General features: G+C 65.1%; 10 protein-coding genes and 2 pseudogenes. 3 read left to right on the forward strand and 9 right to left on the reverse strand.

Annotated features, from left to right (window positions below):
* Window positions 1–2 precede the first annotated feature (2 nt).
* From glyS to C457_RS00715, 9 genes and pseudogenes are all read right to left on the reverse strand, one after another.
* A pseudogene (gene glyS / locus C457_RS00675) lies at window positions 3–1746 on the reverse strand (glycine--tRNA ligase); the annotation flags it as partial.
* Window positions 1739–2593 (reverse strand): CBS domain-containing protein, encoded by an 855-nt coding sequence (locus tag C457_RS00680; RefSeq protein ID WP_004968794.1) that lies wholly within the window; start codon window positions 2591–2593, stop codon window positions 1739–1741. The gene C457_RS00680 and the pseudogene glyS, both read right to left, overlap by 8 nt.
* 123 nt (window positions 2594–2716) lie before the next feature.
* Entirely contained in the window at window positions 2717–3307 is a 591-nt protein-coding gene (locus C457_RS00685; protein ID WP_008091031.1) for a DUF7529 family protein, read from the reverse strand.
* A gap of 59 nt (window positions 3308–3366) precedes the next feature.
* Window positions 3367–3804: a DUF7555 family protein gene (locus C457_RS00690; RefSeq protein WP_008091033.1), complete on the reverse strand. Its 438-nt coding sequence runs from the start codon at window positions 3802–3804 to the stop codon at window positions 3367–3369.
* Window positions 3805–3806: 2 nt separating this feature from the next.
* Window positions 3807–5141 (reverse strand): ABC transporter ATP-binding protein, encoded by a 1335-nt coding sequence (locus C457_RS00695; RefSeq protein WP_008091035.1) that lies wholly within the window; start codon window positions 5139–5141, stop codon window positions 3807–3809.
* Window positions 5138–6217, reverse strand: coding sequence for an ABC transporter ATP-binding protein (locus C457_RS00700; RefSeq protein ID WP_008091037.1), 1080 nt, complete (start codon window positions 6215–6217; stop codon window positions 5138–5140). Before C457_RS00700 ends, C457_RS00695 begins: the two co-directional genes overlap by 4 nt.
* Complete coding sequence (locus tag C457_RS00705) at window positions 6214–7653, reverse strand: ABC transporter permease (RefSeq protein ID WP_008091039.1); 1440 nt, start codon at window positions 7651–7653, stop codon at window positions 6214–6216. The genes C457_RS00700 and C457_RS00705 overlap by 4 nt, the downstream gene beginning before the upstream one ends.
* A 6-nt stretch (window positions 7654–7659) precedes the next feature.
* Entirely contained in the window at window positions 7660–8709 is a 1050-nt protein-coding gene (locus C457_RS00710; protein WP_008091041.1) for an ABC transporter permease, read from the reverse strand.
* A 212-nt stretch (window positions 8710–8921) separates the two neighbouring features.
* Window positions 8922–10759: pseudogene (locus tag C457_RS00715) on the reverse strand (ABC transporter substrate-binding protein).
* A 235-nt stretch (window positions 10760–10994) separates the two neighbouring features.
* Between C457_RS00715 and C457_RS20475 the strand changes: the two are divergent.
* The 3 genes from C457_RS20475 (at window position 10995) to C457_RS00725 (ending at window position 16756) form a co-directional block, all read left to right on the forward strand.
* The gene (locus C457_RS20475) at window positions 10995–11162 is read left to right on the forward strand and encodes a DUF7556 family protein (protein WP_004973981.1); all 168 of its coding nucleotides are present in this window, start codon (window positions 10995–10997) and stop codon (window positions 11160–11162) included.
* Window positions 11163–11246: 84 nt separating this feature from the next.
* Complete coding sequence (locus C457_RS00720; protein ID WP_004973980.1) at window positions 11247–11666, forward strand: PPC domain-containing DNA-binding protein; 420 nt, start codon at window positions 11247–11249, stop codon at window positions 11664–11666.
* Window positions 11667–11668: 2 nt separating this feature from the next.
* On the forward strand, window positions 11669–16756 hold the full coding sequence (locus C457_RS00725) for a DNA polymerase II large subunit (protein WP_008091047.1): 5088 nt from the start codon (window positions 11669–11671) through the stop codon (window positions 16754–16756).
* Window positions 16757–16813 lie beyond the last annotated feature (57 nt).

Genomic DNA, 16813 nt, shown 5'->3' on the forward strand with positions numbered 1-16813 from the left:
TACGCCTCGACGACCTCGTTCTCGTCGAGCACGTCGTCGAACGAGGCGGTGCCGGCGCGCAGGCCGACGAGCGTTCCGACGAGGTCGTCGACGGGCAGTCGGACTTGCTTTCCGCTGTCGCGCTCGCGGATGGTGACGGTGTTCGCGCCGTCGCCTTCGAGCCCGTCGCGGTCGATGGTGATGCAGAACGGCGTGCCCACCTCGTCCTGTCGGCGGTAGCGCCGACCGATGCTCCCCGAGTCGTCGTAGACGACCGCGAAGCCGGCCGCGCGGAGTTCGGCGGCCACGTCGTCGGCGAGGTCGACCAGTTCGTCGACGTTGCTCACGAGCGGGAAGACGCCGACGTTCGTCGGCGCGACCGACGGCGAAAGCGAGAGGTAGCTCCGCGCCTCGCCGTCGACCTCGTCGGTCTCGTACGCGTGCGCGAGGAGCGTGTACACCGTGCGGTCGATACCGAACGAGGGCTCGACCACGTGCGGGGTGATGTGCTCGCCCGCCTCGGTCTGCGTCTCGACCGAGAAGTTCGCCACGTCGGTGTCGACGGTGATTTCCTCGCCGTCGATGTCGAGGGTCACCTCGTCGGCGTCGAAGGCGTCGGGGTCGCGCTCGGCGAGCGTCTCCAGCGCCTCGGCCACGTCGGCGGCCTGCGCGCCGAACTCGGGCCCGAGCCTGTCTCTTATACACATCTCTGATGGCGCGAGGNAGAGATGTGTATAAGAGACAGTGCTTCGAGAGGTCGTAGTCGCTGCGGTACGAGAAGCCCGCGATTTCTATCCAGTCGCCGTCGACCTCGCTCTCGGCGTCCCAGCAGTCCGAGGAGTAGTGGGCGCGCTCGCCCGCGAGGTGCTGGCGGAAGCGGAAGCGGTCCATGTCGACGCCGACCGTCTCGTACCACTCCTGGGCGATGCCGAGGAAGTAGCCGAGCCACGCGTTGCCGATGACGCCGTCTTCGACGGCCTCGCCGATGGTCGTCTCGACGTAGTCGCCGTCGTCGGCCTCCTGCTCGGTCGCGGGGTACAGAAGCACCTCCACGTCCTCGACCGCAGAGAGGTCGGCCTCGTCGCGCTCGGGGTCGATGAAGTGCTCCAGTTCGGCCTGCGTGAACTCGCGGGTGCGGACGATGCTCTTCCGCGGCGAAATCTCGTTGCGGTAGGCGCGGCCGACCTGCGTCACGCCGAACGGGAGGCTATTGCGCGCGTACTCCTTGATGCGCGGGAACTCCACGAAGATGCCCTGCGCCGTCTCGGGGCGGAGGTAGCCGGGCGTCGAGGAGCCGGGTCCGATGTTCGTCTCGAACATGAGGTTGAAGTCCTCGACCGACTGGCCGGCGAGGTCCGCGCCGCAGGTCGGACAGACGAGGCCGAGGTCGGCGATTTTCTCCGCCGCCTCCTCGGGCGACAGTGTCTCCGCGTCCTCCAGTTCGGAGTTGTCCTCGATGAGGTGGTCCGCGCGGTGGGACTCGCCGCACTCGGCGCACTCGACGAGCATGTCGTCGAAGCCGTCGAGGTGGCCCGACGCCTCGAAGACGGGCTCGGGCATGATGGTCGGCGCTTCGATTTCGAGGTTGCCCTCCTGGACGGCGAAGCGCTCGCGCCACGCCTCTTCGACGTTGGACTTCAGGGCCGCGCCCTGCGGGCCGTAGGTGTAGAACCCGCCGACGCCGCCGTAGGCCTCCGAGGAGCCGAAGAAAAAGCCGCGTCGCTTGGCGAGTTCGGTGAGCGCTGCGGACTCGTCGCCCTCACTCATACAGCGCCTCCAGCAGGTTGATGTCGCGGACGATGCCGATGAGTTCGTCGCCGGAGACGAGCGGAATCTGCTCGATGTCCTCGCGAATCATCGTCTGGGCGGCGTCCTTGGCGGTGGCGCGCGTCGGGACGCTCACGAGGTCGTCGGTCATGAACTTCGAGACCGGCTCGGCCGGAATCTCGACGTTCCGGGTCGGGATGTAACGGTTGCCGACCGCCTTGATTCCCTCCCACATCCACTCGTCGTCCTGGTTTGCGACCGAGTCGCCGGTGCCGGCCTCGCCTTCGACGACGCGGGCGACCTCGATGATGTCGACTTCGGTCACGATGCCGGCCAGCGAGGCCTCGTCGTCGAGGACGACCGCGTAGGGAACGTTCGCGTAGAATATCTCGCGCTCGACGATGTGCAGAGGGACGTCGACGTACGTCGTGTTCACGTCGCGGGCGGCGAGGTCGCCGACCTCGGTCTCGCCGTCGATGTCGCCGCGGGCGATGGCCCGGACCACGTCGGTGACGGTGAGGATGCCCTCGATGGCGTCGCCGTCGACGACGGGGATTCGGCGCGCGCCCTCCGAGACCATCGTCGCGGCCACCGCTTCGAGGTCGTCGTCGGCGCTCGCGGTCGGCACCTCGCGGACGAGCACCGCCAGCTGGTCCTCGTCGGGGTGTTCGATGAGGTCCTCCCGAGAGATGAGCCCTCGGTACTTCGTCCCCTCGTCGGTCTCTTTCACCACAGGAACAGAAGAGAACCCACGCTCTTGGAGGTATTCCAGAACGTCGTCGCGGGTGCCCGGCAGGGACACCGTCACGACCTCCTCACCGCGGGTCATCGCGTCGGCTACTTTCATACACCCGCTTTCTTCCCCCCGCCTAATGTACTCTGCGAACGCTTTCGGCTCGTTGACAGGCGTCCGCCGTCGCTCGCGGGAGCGTCGTGAGTCCTCCGAAAACGAAAGCGGAACGGCCCCGACTCAGTTGTCGTCGCTCGCGTCGCCTTCGGCCTCGTCGTCGCCGCTGTTCGGCGCGTACCGCCGAATCGCATCGAGGTTGGGGAAGAACTTCTCGGGGTCGTCGTGTTCGACGACGCCGACGACGGTGCCGTCGAGCTTCTGCAGGTAGGTGTACATCCGCCCTTCCTCGACGGCGACGGTCGCACACTCGAGCGCCTCGCGGAGGTCCCACGCGCCCGCGAGGAAGATAGCGGTCTCGGCGTCCGGCGAGAACAGCGCCGTCACCATGTAGACGCGGCCGTCGTTCTCCGCGCGGTACACCTCGTACTCGGGGAACGACGTCGCTTCGAACAGGTCGGCGACCGTCTCGGCCTTGTCGCCGGGAATGACGTACGCGAGGCCGAACGCCCCCTCGTCGCCCTTGCCGCTGGAGGGACCGAACGGACCGCTGTCGCCCGCCGGGATGCGGACCGTCTCCCACCCGTCGGCTTCGAACTCGTCGGCCATCGCTGTCATGTCGTCGAGCGTTGCGCCCCACGCCTCGCGGCGGCGGTCCGCCTCGCCGGCGATTCGTTCGACATCGGGCGTCTCGTCGTCTCCGAGTTCGGCCATACCCGTTCTGGACGACGTATATGGTAAAAGGCATCGAAGGCCACGGGGGTCCGAGGCGGTCAGTAGTTGATGCCGAAGACGACCTCCATCGCGTACGAGGCCGCGAGGATACAGACCGACGCGAGGAGGAGTTTCCCCCCGCTCGACGGCCGCTCGTCGCTGTTCGCGGGTCGCAGTCGCGGCGGTAGTATCGCGTCGAGCGCGTTCCCGACGAGTTTCTCGACGCCGACGGGCTCGTCGCTCCCCGAAAACAGGCCGCCGTCGTTGTCGCTGTTTTCGTCGCCGCCCTTCCAGGCCGCCTTCGGGCGGACCTTCAGCGACGCGTAGCCGAACATGGCGAACCCGAGAAAGAACATGAGCCACTTCGCGCCGGGCAGTCCGTTGCCGGCGAGCGTGCTCAGGAGGGCGGTCACGACGAACACCACGCCGGTGAGGGAGACGGCGTAGACCACGGCGTCGATGGTCTTGACGCCGAAGCGGCGTGGGTCGAACTCCATGGCTATTGAACGAGCGTCTCGAAGACGGCCGCCGGCTCTTCGTACTCGGGTTCGTGACGGTGACAGAGGCTCAAGCGCCCCCGGTTGCCGACCGTGAGCTGGTCGGGTCGCTCGTGGTCACAGACGCTCCCGAACTCCTCGTGGAGGTAGGTCTGCGCGGCGTCCTCGTCGTCGTTTTCGGCGTAATCGGCGGCCTCGCGGATGTGGGTCATCACGCTCGAGGGCACGTCCAGTTCGCCGAACAGTTCGGGGATGATTTCGTCCATCCCGGCGCGGTGGCTCTCGCGGCCGAGCAGTTTCCGGACGCGGTCGCTCAACGAGGGGTCGGCGCGCGAGCGCTCCCGCAGAACTTCGCGGAAGACCTCGATGCGCTCCCAGAGCTCTGGGTCCATGTCTCTGTACGCCTCCGGGCGAATCTTCACCGGACAGCGCGTCGAGAACGGACAGCCCGCCGGCGGGTCGCGCGGGCTCGGCGGCGTCCCGCGGAGGGTGATGCGGTCGCGCTCGATAGTCGGATCCGGCTCCGGAATCGACGACAACAGCGCGTGCGTGTACGGGTTCGCCGGTTGGTCGAACATCTCGTCCGCCGGTCCGATTTCCATCATGTTGCCGAGGTACATCACGGCGACGCGGTCGCAGATGTGGCGGACGACCGCGAGGTCGTGGGCGATAAACAGGTACGTCAGCCCGAACTCGTTTTGCAGGTCTTCGAGCAGGTTGAGAATCTTCGCCTGCACGGACACGTCGAGCGCCGACACCGGCTCGTCGAGGATGATGAACTCCGGTTCGAGCGCGAGCGCGCGGGCGATGCCGATGCGCTGGCGCTGGCCGCCGGAGAACTGGTGCGGGTAGCGGTAGTAGTGTTGTTCCTGCAGGCCGACGGTTTCGAGCAGTTCGCGGACGCGCTCGCGGCGCTCCGACGGCGTCTTCCAGTCGTGCACGTCGAGCGGCTCGCGGACGATTTCGCCCACGGTCATCCGCTCGTTGAGGCTCGAATCGGGGTCCTGGAACACCATCTGTACGTCCTTGCGGAACTGCTTGAGGTCCGAGCCGGACAGCGTGGTGATGTCCGTGCCGTTGAGTTTGACCTCGCCCGCGGTGGCCTCTTCGAGGCGCATCAACGTGCGCCCGAGCGTGGACTTCCCGCAGCCGGACTCACCGACGAGTCCGAGCGTCTCGCCGCGCTGGATGTCGAACGAGACGCCGTCGACCGCTTTCACGGGGTTGCTGCCGAGGAAGCCGCCGTCCTCGTAGTAGGTTTTGAGGTCGTTGACTTCGAGGATGGTGTCTCCGCGCGCCTCGGTGCTTCGCTCTTCTTCGGTGGATGTCGTACTCATCGCGTGTCACCTCCGCGCTGTCCGCCCTCGCGGTGGACGGCGACCGCCTCCTCGGACGGGAGGTCCTCGGGGTACAGCAGACACGACGCTCGGTGGTCGTCCGCGCTGTCGCCCACGTCGACGGGGACCGGATGTACCGTGTCGCACTCTGCGAACGCCTTCGGGCACCGGGGGGCGAACCGACAGTACGTCGGGTCCTCGTTCGGTGTCGGCACGTCGCCCTCGATGGTCGCGAGGCGCTCGTCCTCGTCGAGCCCCTGTCCGGGAATGGAGTTGAGAAGCCCCTGCGTGTAGGGGTGTTTCGGCGACTCGAACAGTTCGACGACGGGTGCGCTCTCGACGATTTCGCCCGCGTACATCACGTTGACGCGGTCCGCGATTTCGGCGATGACGCCCATGTCGTGGGTGATGAACATGATGCCGAGGTCGCGTTCCTCTTGGATCTCTTCGAGGAGTTCCAGAATCTGCGCCTGGATGGTCACGTCGAGCGCCGTCGTCGGCTCGTCGCAGATGAGCAGTTCGGGGTCGCACGCGAGCGCCATCGCGATGACGGCGCGCTGGCGCATCCCGCCGGAGAACTGGTGGGGGTACTCGCGAACGCGGCGGTGCGCGTCCGGAATCCCGACCGCTTCGAGCAGTTCGATGGCCTCTTTCGTCGCCTTCGACCCGCTCAGTCCGCGGTGGAGTCGGAGCGCTTCCTTGATCTGGTTGCCGACGGTGTAGACGGGGTTCAGGCTCGTCAGCGGGTCCTGGAACACCATCGCGATGCTGCCGCCGCGGATGGAGCGCATCTGCTTCGGCGACTTGTCGAGGAGGTCCTCGCCGTCGTACATGATGCGGCCGTTCTCGATGCGGCCGGGATTTTCGACCAGCCGCATGATAGAGCGGGCCGTGACCGACTTGCCCGAACCGGACTCGCCGACGATACCCACGGTCTCGCCGCGGAAGATGTCGAACGAGATGCCGTCGACCGCGCGGATGACTTCCTTGTCGGTGTAGAACGACGTTCGGAGGTTCTCGATTGAGAGCAGGGGCTCTCCCTCGGTGCGGGTCGAACTCGCCTGTTCGGTGCTCATGCGCCACCTCCCGTGGCCGCGGCCTCGTCACCGGTGTCCGCCTGCGGGTCGATGGCGTCGCGGATGCCGTCGCCGAAGGCGTTCAGACCGGTCACGACGAGCGTGATGAGGAGGCCGGGGACGAGCGAGATGTGCCACGAGGGACTCGCGACGTACTGCTGTCCGTTCGCGATGAGCCGGCCCCACTCGGGGGTCGGCGCGGTGATGCCGAGCCCGAGGTACGAGAGCCCGGCGACGCTGATGATGATACCACCGAGACTGAGCGAGGCGTAGATGAGCATGTAGCTGAACACGTAGGGGGCCATGTGCTTGCGCATGACCTGCGTCGGCGTCTGGCCGAACGATTTCGCGGCGTCAATCCAGTCCTGCTCGGAGACCTGGAGCGCTGGCCCACGTATCGACCGCCAGATGAACGGCCAGTAGACGATACTGAAGATGAGGATGATGAGCACCGCGCCGTCGTACAACTCCCTCACCCAGGTGTTCTGGAAGATGACGAGCATCAAGATGAGGACCATGATGACCGGCAACGCCTGTATCGAGTCGGAGACTAACACCGTTGCCAAGTCTGCCAGTCCCTTGTAGTACGCCGTTATCATGGCCAAGGCGAGTCCGATGAGGCCGGCGATGCCCATGGCGACGACGGCGATGGTCAGGGATATCCTGGCCCCGAACACCACCTGTGTGAACAAGTCCTTCCCGTTTGTCGCCGTGCCGAACGGGTGGAATCTGCCGAAGTCGTCGTACGTCAGCGGCGCGACGTTCTCGTCACCCGCTCCCTGCGACCCGGAGCCGAGATTGGCCTCGCCGACGAGGACGGTCTCGACGCTCTGGGTGTCTTCGCTCCAGTAGCTGACCTCGTAGTCGTACGGCTGGAGGATGTTCTGTTCCATCGTGGTCGGCCCGAGCGTGGGCGCGAATACCGCCATGACCACAAACGTGATGACGATAATGAGCCCGAACTTGCCCCAGGAGTGGCCCCGGAAGCGGTTGACCACGTCGTCCCGCGGCGTCCAGTCGACGCGGCGGTAGTGGCGGCGGAACCGCTTGTAGCCGTTCCACGCCCACGCCAGCACCGCGAAGGCGTACGCGTAGACGACCGCGACGCGGATGGCCCACGCGACCGCGGGCGAGAGCCCGAGGAACGTGTTCTCGTAGCCGGTCCCGTTCCAGTAGCCCTGGTTCGGAATCACGTCGCGGGAGATGAGCGTCGGAATCGCGTCGAACGCCGCCTGCAGCGACTGGACGGCCGACGCGCCGGGGTCACCGGGGATGAGGTTGACGACCACGCCGGCGACGGCACCGACGACTTGGAGGATAGCGCCCAGCTCGGCGCCGATGAGGACGGCACCGATGGCGGCCCAAATCAGCGCGGGCTGGGGGTTCTCAGCGACTCGTTGTCGGAGCGGAATTTCGGTTTCGGTTGTCGTGCTCACTGTGGTTCACCCGTCGTACCCGACGCGCGGGTCGATAATCGTGTACAGGAAGTCCTGTAGGATGTTCGTGCCGACCAGGATGAGGATGAAGATAAACATCAGCGTCCCGATGAGCGGCAGGTCCCCGTTGATGGCTGCGTTGAAGAACAGCCAGCCGAGGCCGTTGATGGCGAAGACCGTCTCGACGAACACGGACCCGCCGAGAAGCAGGAACGCCTCGCCCGTGATGATGGGCACGAGCGGGATGAGCGCGTTCCGGAAGATGTGCTTCCAGACGAGCGAGCGCCCGGAGACGCCCTTCGCGCGGGCGGTCTCGACGTAGTTCGAGTTGATGGTCTCGAGGACGGCGGTGCGGCCGATGCGCATCTCGTTCCCCATCGACGCCGACCCGAGGACCAGCGCGGCCGGGGCGATCTGCTTCGTCGCCCGGACGAACGACTCGGTCCACCCGCCGGGGTCTTCGAGGAACTGTTCGACCGGCGACTGGAAGAAGCCGAGCGCCGGCGGCGTCACGACGTTCGTCCTGACGATCCACGTCTGCCACGTGAACAGGCCGTTGGTCCACGTCCCGAGCTGCGAGAGGGCCGTGACGAGCATGATGGCCAGCCAGAAGTTCGGCATCGCGCGCCAGACGATTCCGCCGAAGGAGGCGGCGTAGTCGGAGGGCGTGTTCGGGTTCAGCCCGGCGTAGAAGCCGAGGGGAATCCCGACGAACAGCGCGATGATGACCGACCAGAAGCCGAGCCAAATCGTCCGGGGCGCGTAGATTTCGATGAGTTCGTACGCGGTCGTCCCGGGTGCGATGACCCACGACTGGCCGAGTTGGAAGGTGAACAACCGATACATGAAGTCGAGGTACTGACTCCAGAGCGGCTGGTTCAACCCGAGGTTCGTCCGAATCTGTTCTGCCGCCTGTGGGTTGTATTGCGTCCCCAGAATCGCCGAAACGGGGTCGAGTGGCCCCAGGCGGATGAGGGCAAACGTAATTGTCGTCCCGAAGATGACGACAGGAATCGACATCAGTACCCTGCGGAGGAAGTACTGCCATCGACTCATGGCATCACCTCGCAGACCGTTCGAGCGGACATTATTGTACTGGTTTAATGAGTGGTATGGATATGTCTTGCGCTTCGAAGTCCTAATGTCGCAGTTTCAGCAACTCTACTGCCAGATTATACTATATAGTAGGGACTAATTGTACGCTTGTCAAAAATAACCGGACGTTTCAATTGGGACGGGACGCGAGGGTGCGCCCGTGCTACCCAGTCTTACCGGTTGAGGGTGACGTTGTTGAGCTTCTGACGGCTCGGACCCATCCCACCGAACGGTTCGATGTTGACGGTGTCGTACCAGAACGTCTCGTCCTTGCGGTTGTAGATGGGCAGCATCGCGACGTCTTCCCAGTTGGCCGTCTCGATGTCGACGTAGGCCTCGTCGCGGATCTGCTGGGCCTCGTCGGTCGGGGCCGGGTTGTTGACGACCTGCTGGTAGGCGTCGGTCGCCTGCTGGTAGGCGTCGCCGTTTTCGGCCGTCCAGTTGACGTACGAGATGGGGCCCTGCTTGGAGGTGTCTGTCTGCGGCGGGTTCAGGAGCTGCAGGAAGTTGTCCGGGGCCGGCCAGTCGGCGATCCAGCCGAGGGTGTACGCTTCGAGCTGGCCGTTGCGGCCGCGCTCGAGGAGCGTCGAGAAGTCGGCCTTCTGAATCTGCATGTTGATGTGGGCGGACGCGAGCTGGTCGCGGAGGATACTCGCCATTTCCTCCCACGTGTTGGAGTTGTACTGGGTCCACTGGACCTCGAACTGGTTGTCCTCACCGTAGCCAGCTTCCTCCATAACCTCGCGGGCGGCCTGGATGTCCGTCTCGTCCGCGTTGTACGGGTATTCGGAGTCGATGAGGTCGTTTGCGGCCTGCGCGCCACCGGGGAAGATAGTCGGCGGCGTGAAGAGCTGTGCGGGGGAGCCGCGGCCCTTGAAGACCTCCGAGACCATCTGGCCCTGGTTCAGGACGTAAGCGAACGCCTGACGGACCGGCTTCGGGACCTTCTCCATGTTGAAGCCGACGTAGAAGATCGACAGCGTCGGGACGCCGACGTAGTTGAGCGTCTTCCCGTTGCGGACGGGACCGTACTTACCGATTTCACGACCGTACTCGTCGGTCGACTCCACCTGAACGAGACCGGGGTCGTACTGCGCGGTGGGCAGTCCGAAGTAGTCCGCGTTCTCGTTCATCGCGTAGTTGTAGCGAGCCGTGTCGTCCTCGATGACCTGCCAGCGGACGTTGTCGACCTGCGCGACCTGTCCGTAGTAGTCGTCGTACTTGGAGACGGCCGCGGCGGTACCCTGCTCCCAAAAGGCGAACTCGAACGGGCCCGCGCCGATGGGGTTGTTCGAGGCGAATTCGGTGTACTCCATCTCGCCGTCGTAGCCCTCGACGTCGCCGAGGACGCCCTCGGGGAGGGCGGCGAACGAGGTGTAGGCGAACATCTCGAGGGTGTCGTGGAACGGCTCGGAGAGGTTGACGACGAGTTCGGTCTCGGTCTCGCCGACTTCGACGCCGAGCGAACCGGGCACGTAGTTGCCTTCGTCGTCCGTCTCGTGTTCCACGCCGATGGAATCGAGGATGAAGTAGGCGCGGCGGCTGTTCGAGGAGGCCGCGAGGCGCTCCCACGCGTAGATGAAGTCGGACGCGGTGACCGTCTCACCGTTGTGGTAGGTCGCGTCGGCGAGCTGGAACGTGTAGGTCGTGAAGTCGTCCGAGACCGTGTAGTCCGCGGCGAGCTCGTTTTCGACCGTCGGCAGGGCGTTCGGGTACGACATCAAGCAGTCGAAGACCTGCTGGATGATGATGCCCGACGACGTGTCGGTCGCGGCGACGGGGTCCATCGTCGTGATGGTGCCCGAGAGGATACGGTTGAACACCGAGCCGGACAGCTCCGTGCCCGTGTCCCTTCGGTCGTCGTCGCGGTGGTGGTCTCGTCGCCACCGGATTCGGTCGTCGTCGTCTCTTCACCGTCACCGCCGGTACAACCGGCGAGGGCGGCGGCCGTGGCGGCCCCACCCGTTGCCTTCAGGAAACGGCGACGCGAGAGTTTGTTAGTGTCTGGCATTCGAACCAATCTTTCCGGGCCGCGTGGATAAACTTACCGTATTCGATTTGTTTGATATAGTGTAGCGTGGAAGGGATGTAGTACCATACATAAGCGGCGAAAACTGCCACGAGAATCCCCACAGAACTCGTTTTACATTTTAAACCACTTTTCGGAACGACAGAATCGGGTAACGGGCTCCCTCTCGCCCTGCCGTTTCGGTCCACTTATATAGGGGTGTCACTATGTATCATACATGACGCCGGATGCGACGGCTTCCGTCGACGACTCGGGCGCCGAGGTCATGGCCTCGGTGGATCGCTCTCAGACGGGCCAGCGTCTTATTATCGCGGACATCTCCCGCGACGACGCGTGGCTCGCTGCTGACGTAGCCGACGCGCTCGCGCTCGACGAGTGGCGATAATCGCTCCGGCCCCGTAAGCCCGCCGCCGGACGCCCGGCGGCCAGACCATTCACATTTTAGTCCGACTCGCTCGTGGTACGCTGCATGAACGCTCGAGCGGTGACGGTGAGCGAGGAGTACCTCGCCCGCCTCGAACACGGTGCGGACTGGCGCGAGGAGATCGAGGAGTTCTGCGCGCGCAAGGACATCGAGTCCGCGTGGTTCAACGCCATGGGTGCCGTCCAAGACGCCGAACTCTGGTTCTACGACCAGACGGACCAGGAGTACCAGTCCGTGACGTTCGACGAGCCGCTCGAAGTCGCCGCCTGCGTGGGTAACGTCGCGCTCCTCGACGGCGAACCCTTCGCACACACGCACGCGATTCTCTCTCGGCGCAGCGGGCAGTCGCTCGCCGGCCACCTCGACTCGGCGACCGTCTTCGCCGGCGAAGTGAACCTCCGCGCCTTCGAGGAACCGCTCGAACGCGACCACGACGCGGTGACCGACCTCGACCTCTGGTTGTAACCGTGCGCGAGGAGGACTCCCGGTACTTCCGCCGCATCGAAGCTCGCCTCGACGAGGCGTTCGACCTCGCGGAGGCCGCGAAGGCGACGGGGTACGACCCGAGGACCGAAGTCGAGATTCCGGTCGCCAAGGACATGGCCGACCGCGTGGAGAACATCCTCGGCATCGACGGCGTCGCAGAGCGCGTCCGTGAACTCGAAGGCGAGATGTCCCGCGAGGAAGCCGCGCTCGAACTCGTGACCGACTTCGTCGACGGCAACGTCGGCGACTACGACTCTCGCGAGGGCAAAATCGAGGGCGCGGTCCGCACTGCCGTCGCCCTCCTCACCGAGGGGGTCGTCGCCGCCCCCATCGAGGGCATCGACCGCGTCGAAATCCTCGAAAACGACGACGGCACGGAGTTCGTCAACGTCTACTACGCCGGCCCGATTCGCTCGGCGGGCGGCACCGCGCAGGCCCTCTCCGTGCTCGTCGCCGACTACGCCCGGTCGCTTCTCGACATCGACGAGTACAAGGCTCGAACCGACGAGGTCGAGCGCTACGTCGAGGAGATTAACCTCTACGACAAGGAGACCGGCCTCCAGTACTCGCCGAAGGACAAGGAGTCGCGCTTTATCGCCGAGAACATGCCCATCATGCTCGACGGCGAGGCCACCGGCGACGAGGAGGTCTCGGGCTACCGCGACCTCGAACGCGTCGATACCAACTCCGCCCGCGGCGGTATGTGTCTCGTCGCGGCCGAGGGTATCGCCCTCAAGGCCCCGAAGATTCAGCGCTACCCCCGCCAACTCGACGAGGTCGACTGGCCGTGGCTTCAGGACCTTATCGACGGTACCATCGGCAAGGACGACGAAGACGCCGAAAAGGCAGACGACGCGGGTGACGACCCGGACGCCGACGAGGCCGACGCAGACCCGGCCGACGACGACGTCGAGAGCGACGCGCCGGACGGGCCGACCCGCGTCGAACCCGCGACCAAGTTCCTCCGCGACCTCATCGCGGGCCGCCCGGTGTTCGGTCATCCTTCCGCACGCGGCGGTTTCCGCCTGCGGTACGGCCGCGCCCGCAACCACGGCTTCGCAACCGCCGGCGTCCACCCCGCGACGATGCACATCGTGGACGACTTCATCGCCACCGGCACCCAAATCAAGACCGAGCGTCCCGGCAAGGCCGGCGGCGTCGTCCCCGTCGATTCTATCGAGGGACCGACGGTGAGACTCGCCAACGGCGACGTGCGCCGCATCGACGACCCCGAGGAGGCGGAGGAACTCCAGAACGGCGTCGAGAAGATTCTCGACCTCGGCGAGTACCTCGTCAACTTCGGCGAATTCGTCGAGAACAACCACCCGCTCGCACCCGCTTCGTACGTCTTCGAGTGGTGGATTCAGGACTTCGAGACGACCGAGGCCAACGTGCAGGCGCTCCGCGACGACCCCGCCGTCGACCTCGAAGAGCCGTCGGTCGAACAGGCCCTCTCGTGGGCGACCGAGTTCGACGCCCCGTTGCACCCGACGTACACCTATCTCTGGCACGACATCTCCGTCGAGCGGTTCGACACACTCGCCGACGCCGTCGCGGCGGGCGATGTCGTCGCCGCCGAAGCCGACGGCGGCACGGCCGGCGCGCTCGAACACGAGAACGAACCCGAGCGCGGGCTTGAGGGTACGCTCGTCCTCGACAACACGCCCGAGATTCGGGAGGCGCTCGAACACCTGCTCGTCGCCCACCGCCAGACTGACGAGACGCTCCGGGTCCCCGTTTGGCGACCGCTCGCCCGGAGCCTCGGCCTCACCGACGACCGCGAGCGGACGTGGGAACTCGCAGACCTCTCGGAGCGCGCCCGCGAGTGGGACGACGGCGACAACGCCGTCGAGGCCGTCAACGAGGTCGTGCCCTTTACCGTCCGCGAGCGCGCGCCCACCCGCATCGGCAACCGGATGGGCCGCCCGGAGAAGTCCGAGCGCCGCGACCTCTCGCCGGCCGTCCACACGCTGTTTCCCATCGGCGAGGCCGGCGGGAGCCAACGCGACGTGGGCGACGCCGCCAGACACCGCGGCGAGTCCGGTAGGCGCGGGCAGATTTCGGTCCGACTCGGTCGGCGCAAGTGCCCCGACTGCGGCGCGTTCGGCTTCAAGTCGAAGTGCCCCGACTGCGGCGGCCACACCGAACCCCACTACGAGTGCGACGACTGCGGAACCGTCATCGAACCCGACGAGTCGGGACGCGTCTACTGCGAGCGCTGCGAGTGGGACGTCGAGAGCGCCGAGTGGCAGGAAATCGACCTCAACACCGAGTACCGCGACGCCCTCGAACGCGTCGGCGAGCGCGAGTCGTCGTTCCAGATTCTCAAGGGCGTGAAGGGACTCACCTCGGCGAACAAGACGCCCGAACCTATCGAGAAGGGCGTCCTGCGGGCGAAACACGACGTATCGTCGTTCAAAGACGGCACCGTCCGCTACGACATGACCGACCTGCCCGTCACCGCGGTCCGCCCCGAGGAACTCGACGTGACGGCAGACCACTTCCGCGAACTCGGCTACGAGACCGACATCGACGGCGAACCCCTCCGGTTCGACGACCAACTGGTCGAACTCAAAGTTCAGGACATCGTCCTCTCGAACGGCGCGGCGCAGCACATGATGCAGACCGCCGACTTCGTCGACGACCTCCTCGAACAGTTCTACGGCCTCGACCGGTTCTACGAAATCGAAGAGCGCGACGACCTCATCGGCGAACTCGTCTTCGGGATGGCTCCCCACACCTCCGCCGCGGTCGTCGGCAGAGTTGTCGGGTTCACGACAGCAGCAGTCGGATACGCTCATCCGTACTTCCACGCTGCGAAGCGTCGGAACTGTTTCCATCCGGAGACGAAGGTCTGGTTCCGAGACGAGTCCGACCGGTGGCGATACGACGAGGTTCGATCGCTCGTCGAGGAACGGCTCGATGACCCGGAGACCGACGACTTCGGGACGCTCGTTCAGGAACTGGACGGGAACGTGTACGTCCCGTCTTTGGACAGAGACGGCCGAGAGACGATGAAACCGGTCGAAGCCGTCTCTAAGCACGTCGCACAGGACCACCTCGTACGAATCGAGACTCGTGGTGGAAGAGAACTAACGGTCACTCCGGACCACACGGTGATTCGAGCCGACGACGGCGGCTTCACTCGGATTCCCGCGCACGAACTCGACGAAGGTGACGCACTTCCGTCGCCCAAGCGCGTCGACATCGACGCGGGCCCGGCGCAGTTCGACCTGCTCGCGGAGTTCCTGCACGGTGAGTCGATACCGGTCGAAGACCTGATGATTCGGGGGCTCGGCGCGGACCGAATCCGGTCGCTCTTCGACGAGCATACCGAAGCGAGCGGCTACCTGAAACCGGTCGCTGAGCGACTCGGACGGAGCGATTCGACGGTTTACAACTGGATCGCTCGCGACAGCGTTCCGGCATCGGTATTCGTGGCAGTTCTCGGAGACGTCGAAACGGTCGTCGACGTGCTTCCGCGTGAGCTATCTCTCGGCGTTCGTCGCGATACTGCGACTGTTTCGAGAGTGCTCGATATCGACGAGGCGTTCGGAACTGTACTGGGATACTACGCCGCGGACGGCTTCACGAGAGCGTCGCCCGGAAACTTCTACCAGACGACGATCTGTATCCCGGACGAACTCGCCCGCGAACACATCCTCGACACGGTTAGCGAAGCGCTCGGTGTCGACGCGTTCGAGGAGAACGAATGGAAAGTCACGATTTCGAGTCGGCTCGTTCAGTCGCTGTTTGCGGACGTCATCGGATGCGGGTCGCGTGCCGAGGACAAACGCGTCCCGGAGTCGATACTCACCGGTCCCGAGCCGGTTCTTCGGTCCTTCCTGTCTGCGTACTTCTCCGGCGACGGAAGCGCGTCTTCGGACCGTGTCGAGATTCGCGCGCACACCGTGAGCGACGACCTCAAGCGCGACCTCGTTGCCGCGCTCAAACGCTTCGGTATCGCCTCGAAAACCTACTCCGAGCGCCGAACGCCGCAGACGGGTGCAGTAGCGGAGTTCTACGACGGAGACGAGGTCCCGACGTTCGACTCGTGGGTCCTCAAAGTCACGTCGGAGAACGTGGTTCGATTCGCCGAGGAAGTCGGTTTCCACCTCCCTCGAAAGAGCGAGGCGCTGGCGAGCGCTCTCGACGACACGGATATCCGAAGCCAGCGTCTCTTCTCGGACGGCGGCGATACGTGGCTTGACGAAGTCGTCTCGGTCGAATATCTCGAAAGCGATGTCGACCACACCTACTCGTTGACCGTCGAAGATACCAATTCGCTGGTCGCCAACGACCTCCACGTCGCGCAGTGCGACGGTGACGAGGACTGTGTCATGCTCCTCATGGACGGTCTTCTCAACTTCTCGAAAGAATACCTCCCCGACAAGCGCGGCGGGCAGATGGACGCGCCGCTCGTCATGTCCTCGCGCATCGACCCGTCGGAAATCGACGACGAGGCGCACAACATGGACATCGTGCGGCAGTACCCCCGCGAGTTCTACGAGGCGACCTTGCGGATGGAAGACCCCGACGACTGGGAGGACGAGGTCACCATCGCCGAGGAGTACTTGGGCACCGACCGCGAGTACACCGGATTCGACCACACCCACGACACCACGGATATCGCCGCCGGCCCCGACCTCTCCGCGTACAAGACGCTCGGGTCGATGATGGACAAGATGGACGCCCAGTTGTTCCTCGCACGGAAGCTCCGGGCGGTCGACGAGACGGACGTGGCAGAGCGCGTCATCGAGTACCACTTCCTGCCGGACCTCATCGGGAACCTCCGCGCCTTCTCGCGACAGGAGACGCGGTGTCTCGACTGCGGCGAAAAGTACCGGCGGATGCCGCTTTCGGGCGACTGCCGGGAGTGCGGCGGTCGGGTGAACCTCACGGTCCACCAGGGCTCCGTGAACAAGTACATGGATACCGCGATTCAGGTGGCCGAGGAGTTCGACTGCCGCGACTACACGAAACAGCGGCTCGAAGTGCTCGAAAAGAGCCTCGAGTCAGTCTTCGAGAACGACAAGAACAAGCAGTCTGGCATCGCGGACTTCATGTAAGATTCGGGTGGGTTTTTCCTCCAGGTTTTCGAGCCGAGCGGCCTTGCCGCTCGGCGA

The organism is Haloferax prahovense DSM 18310 (assembly GCF_000336815.1).
In the GTDB taxonomy this organism is placed as follows: Archaea; Halobacteriota; Halobacteria; order Halobacteriales; family Haloferacaceae; genus Haloferax; species Haloferax prahovense.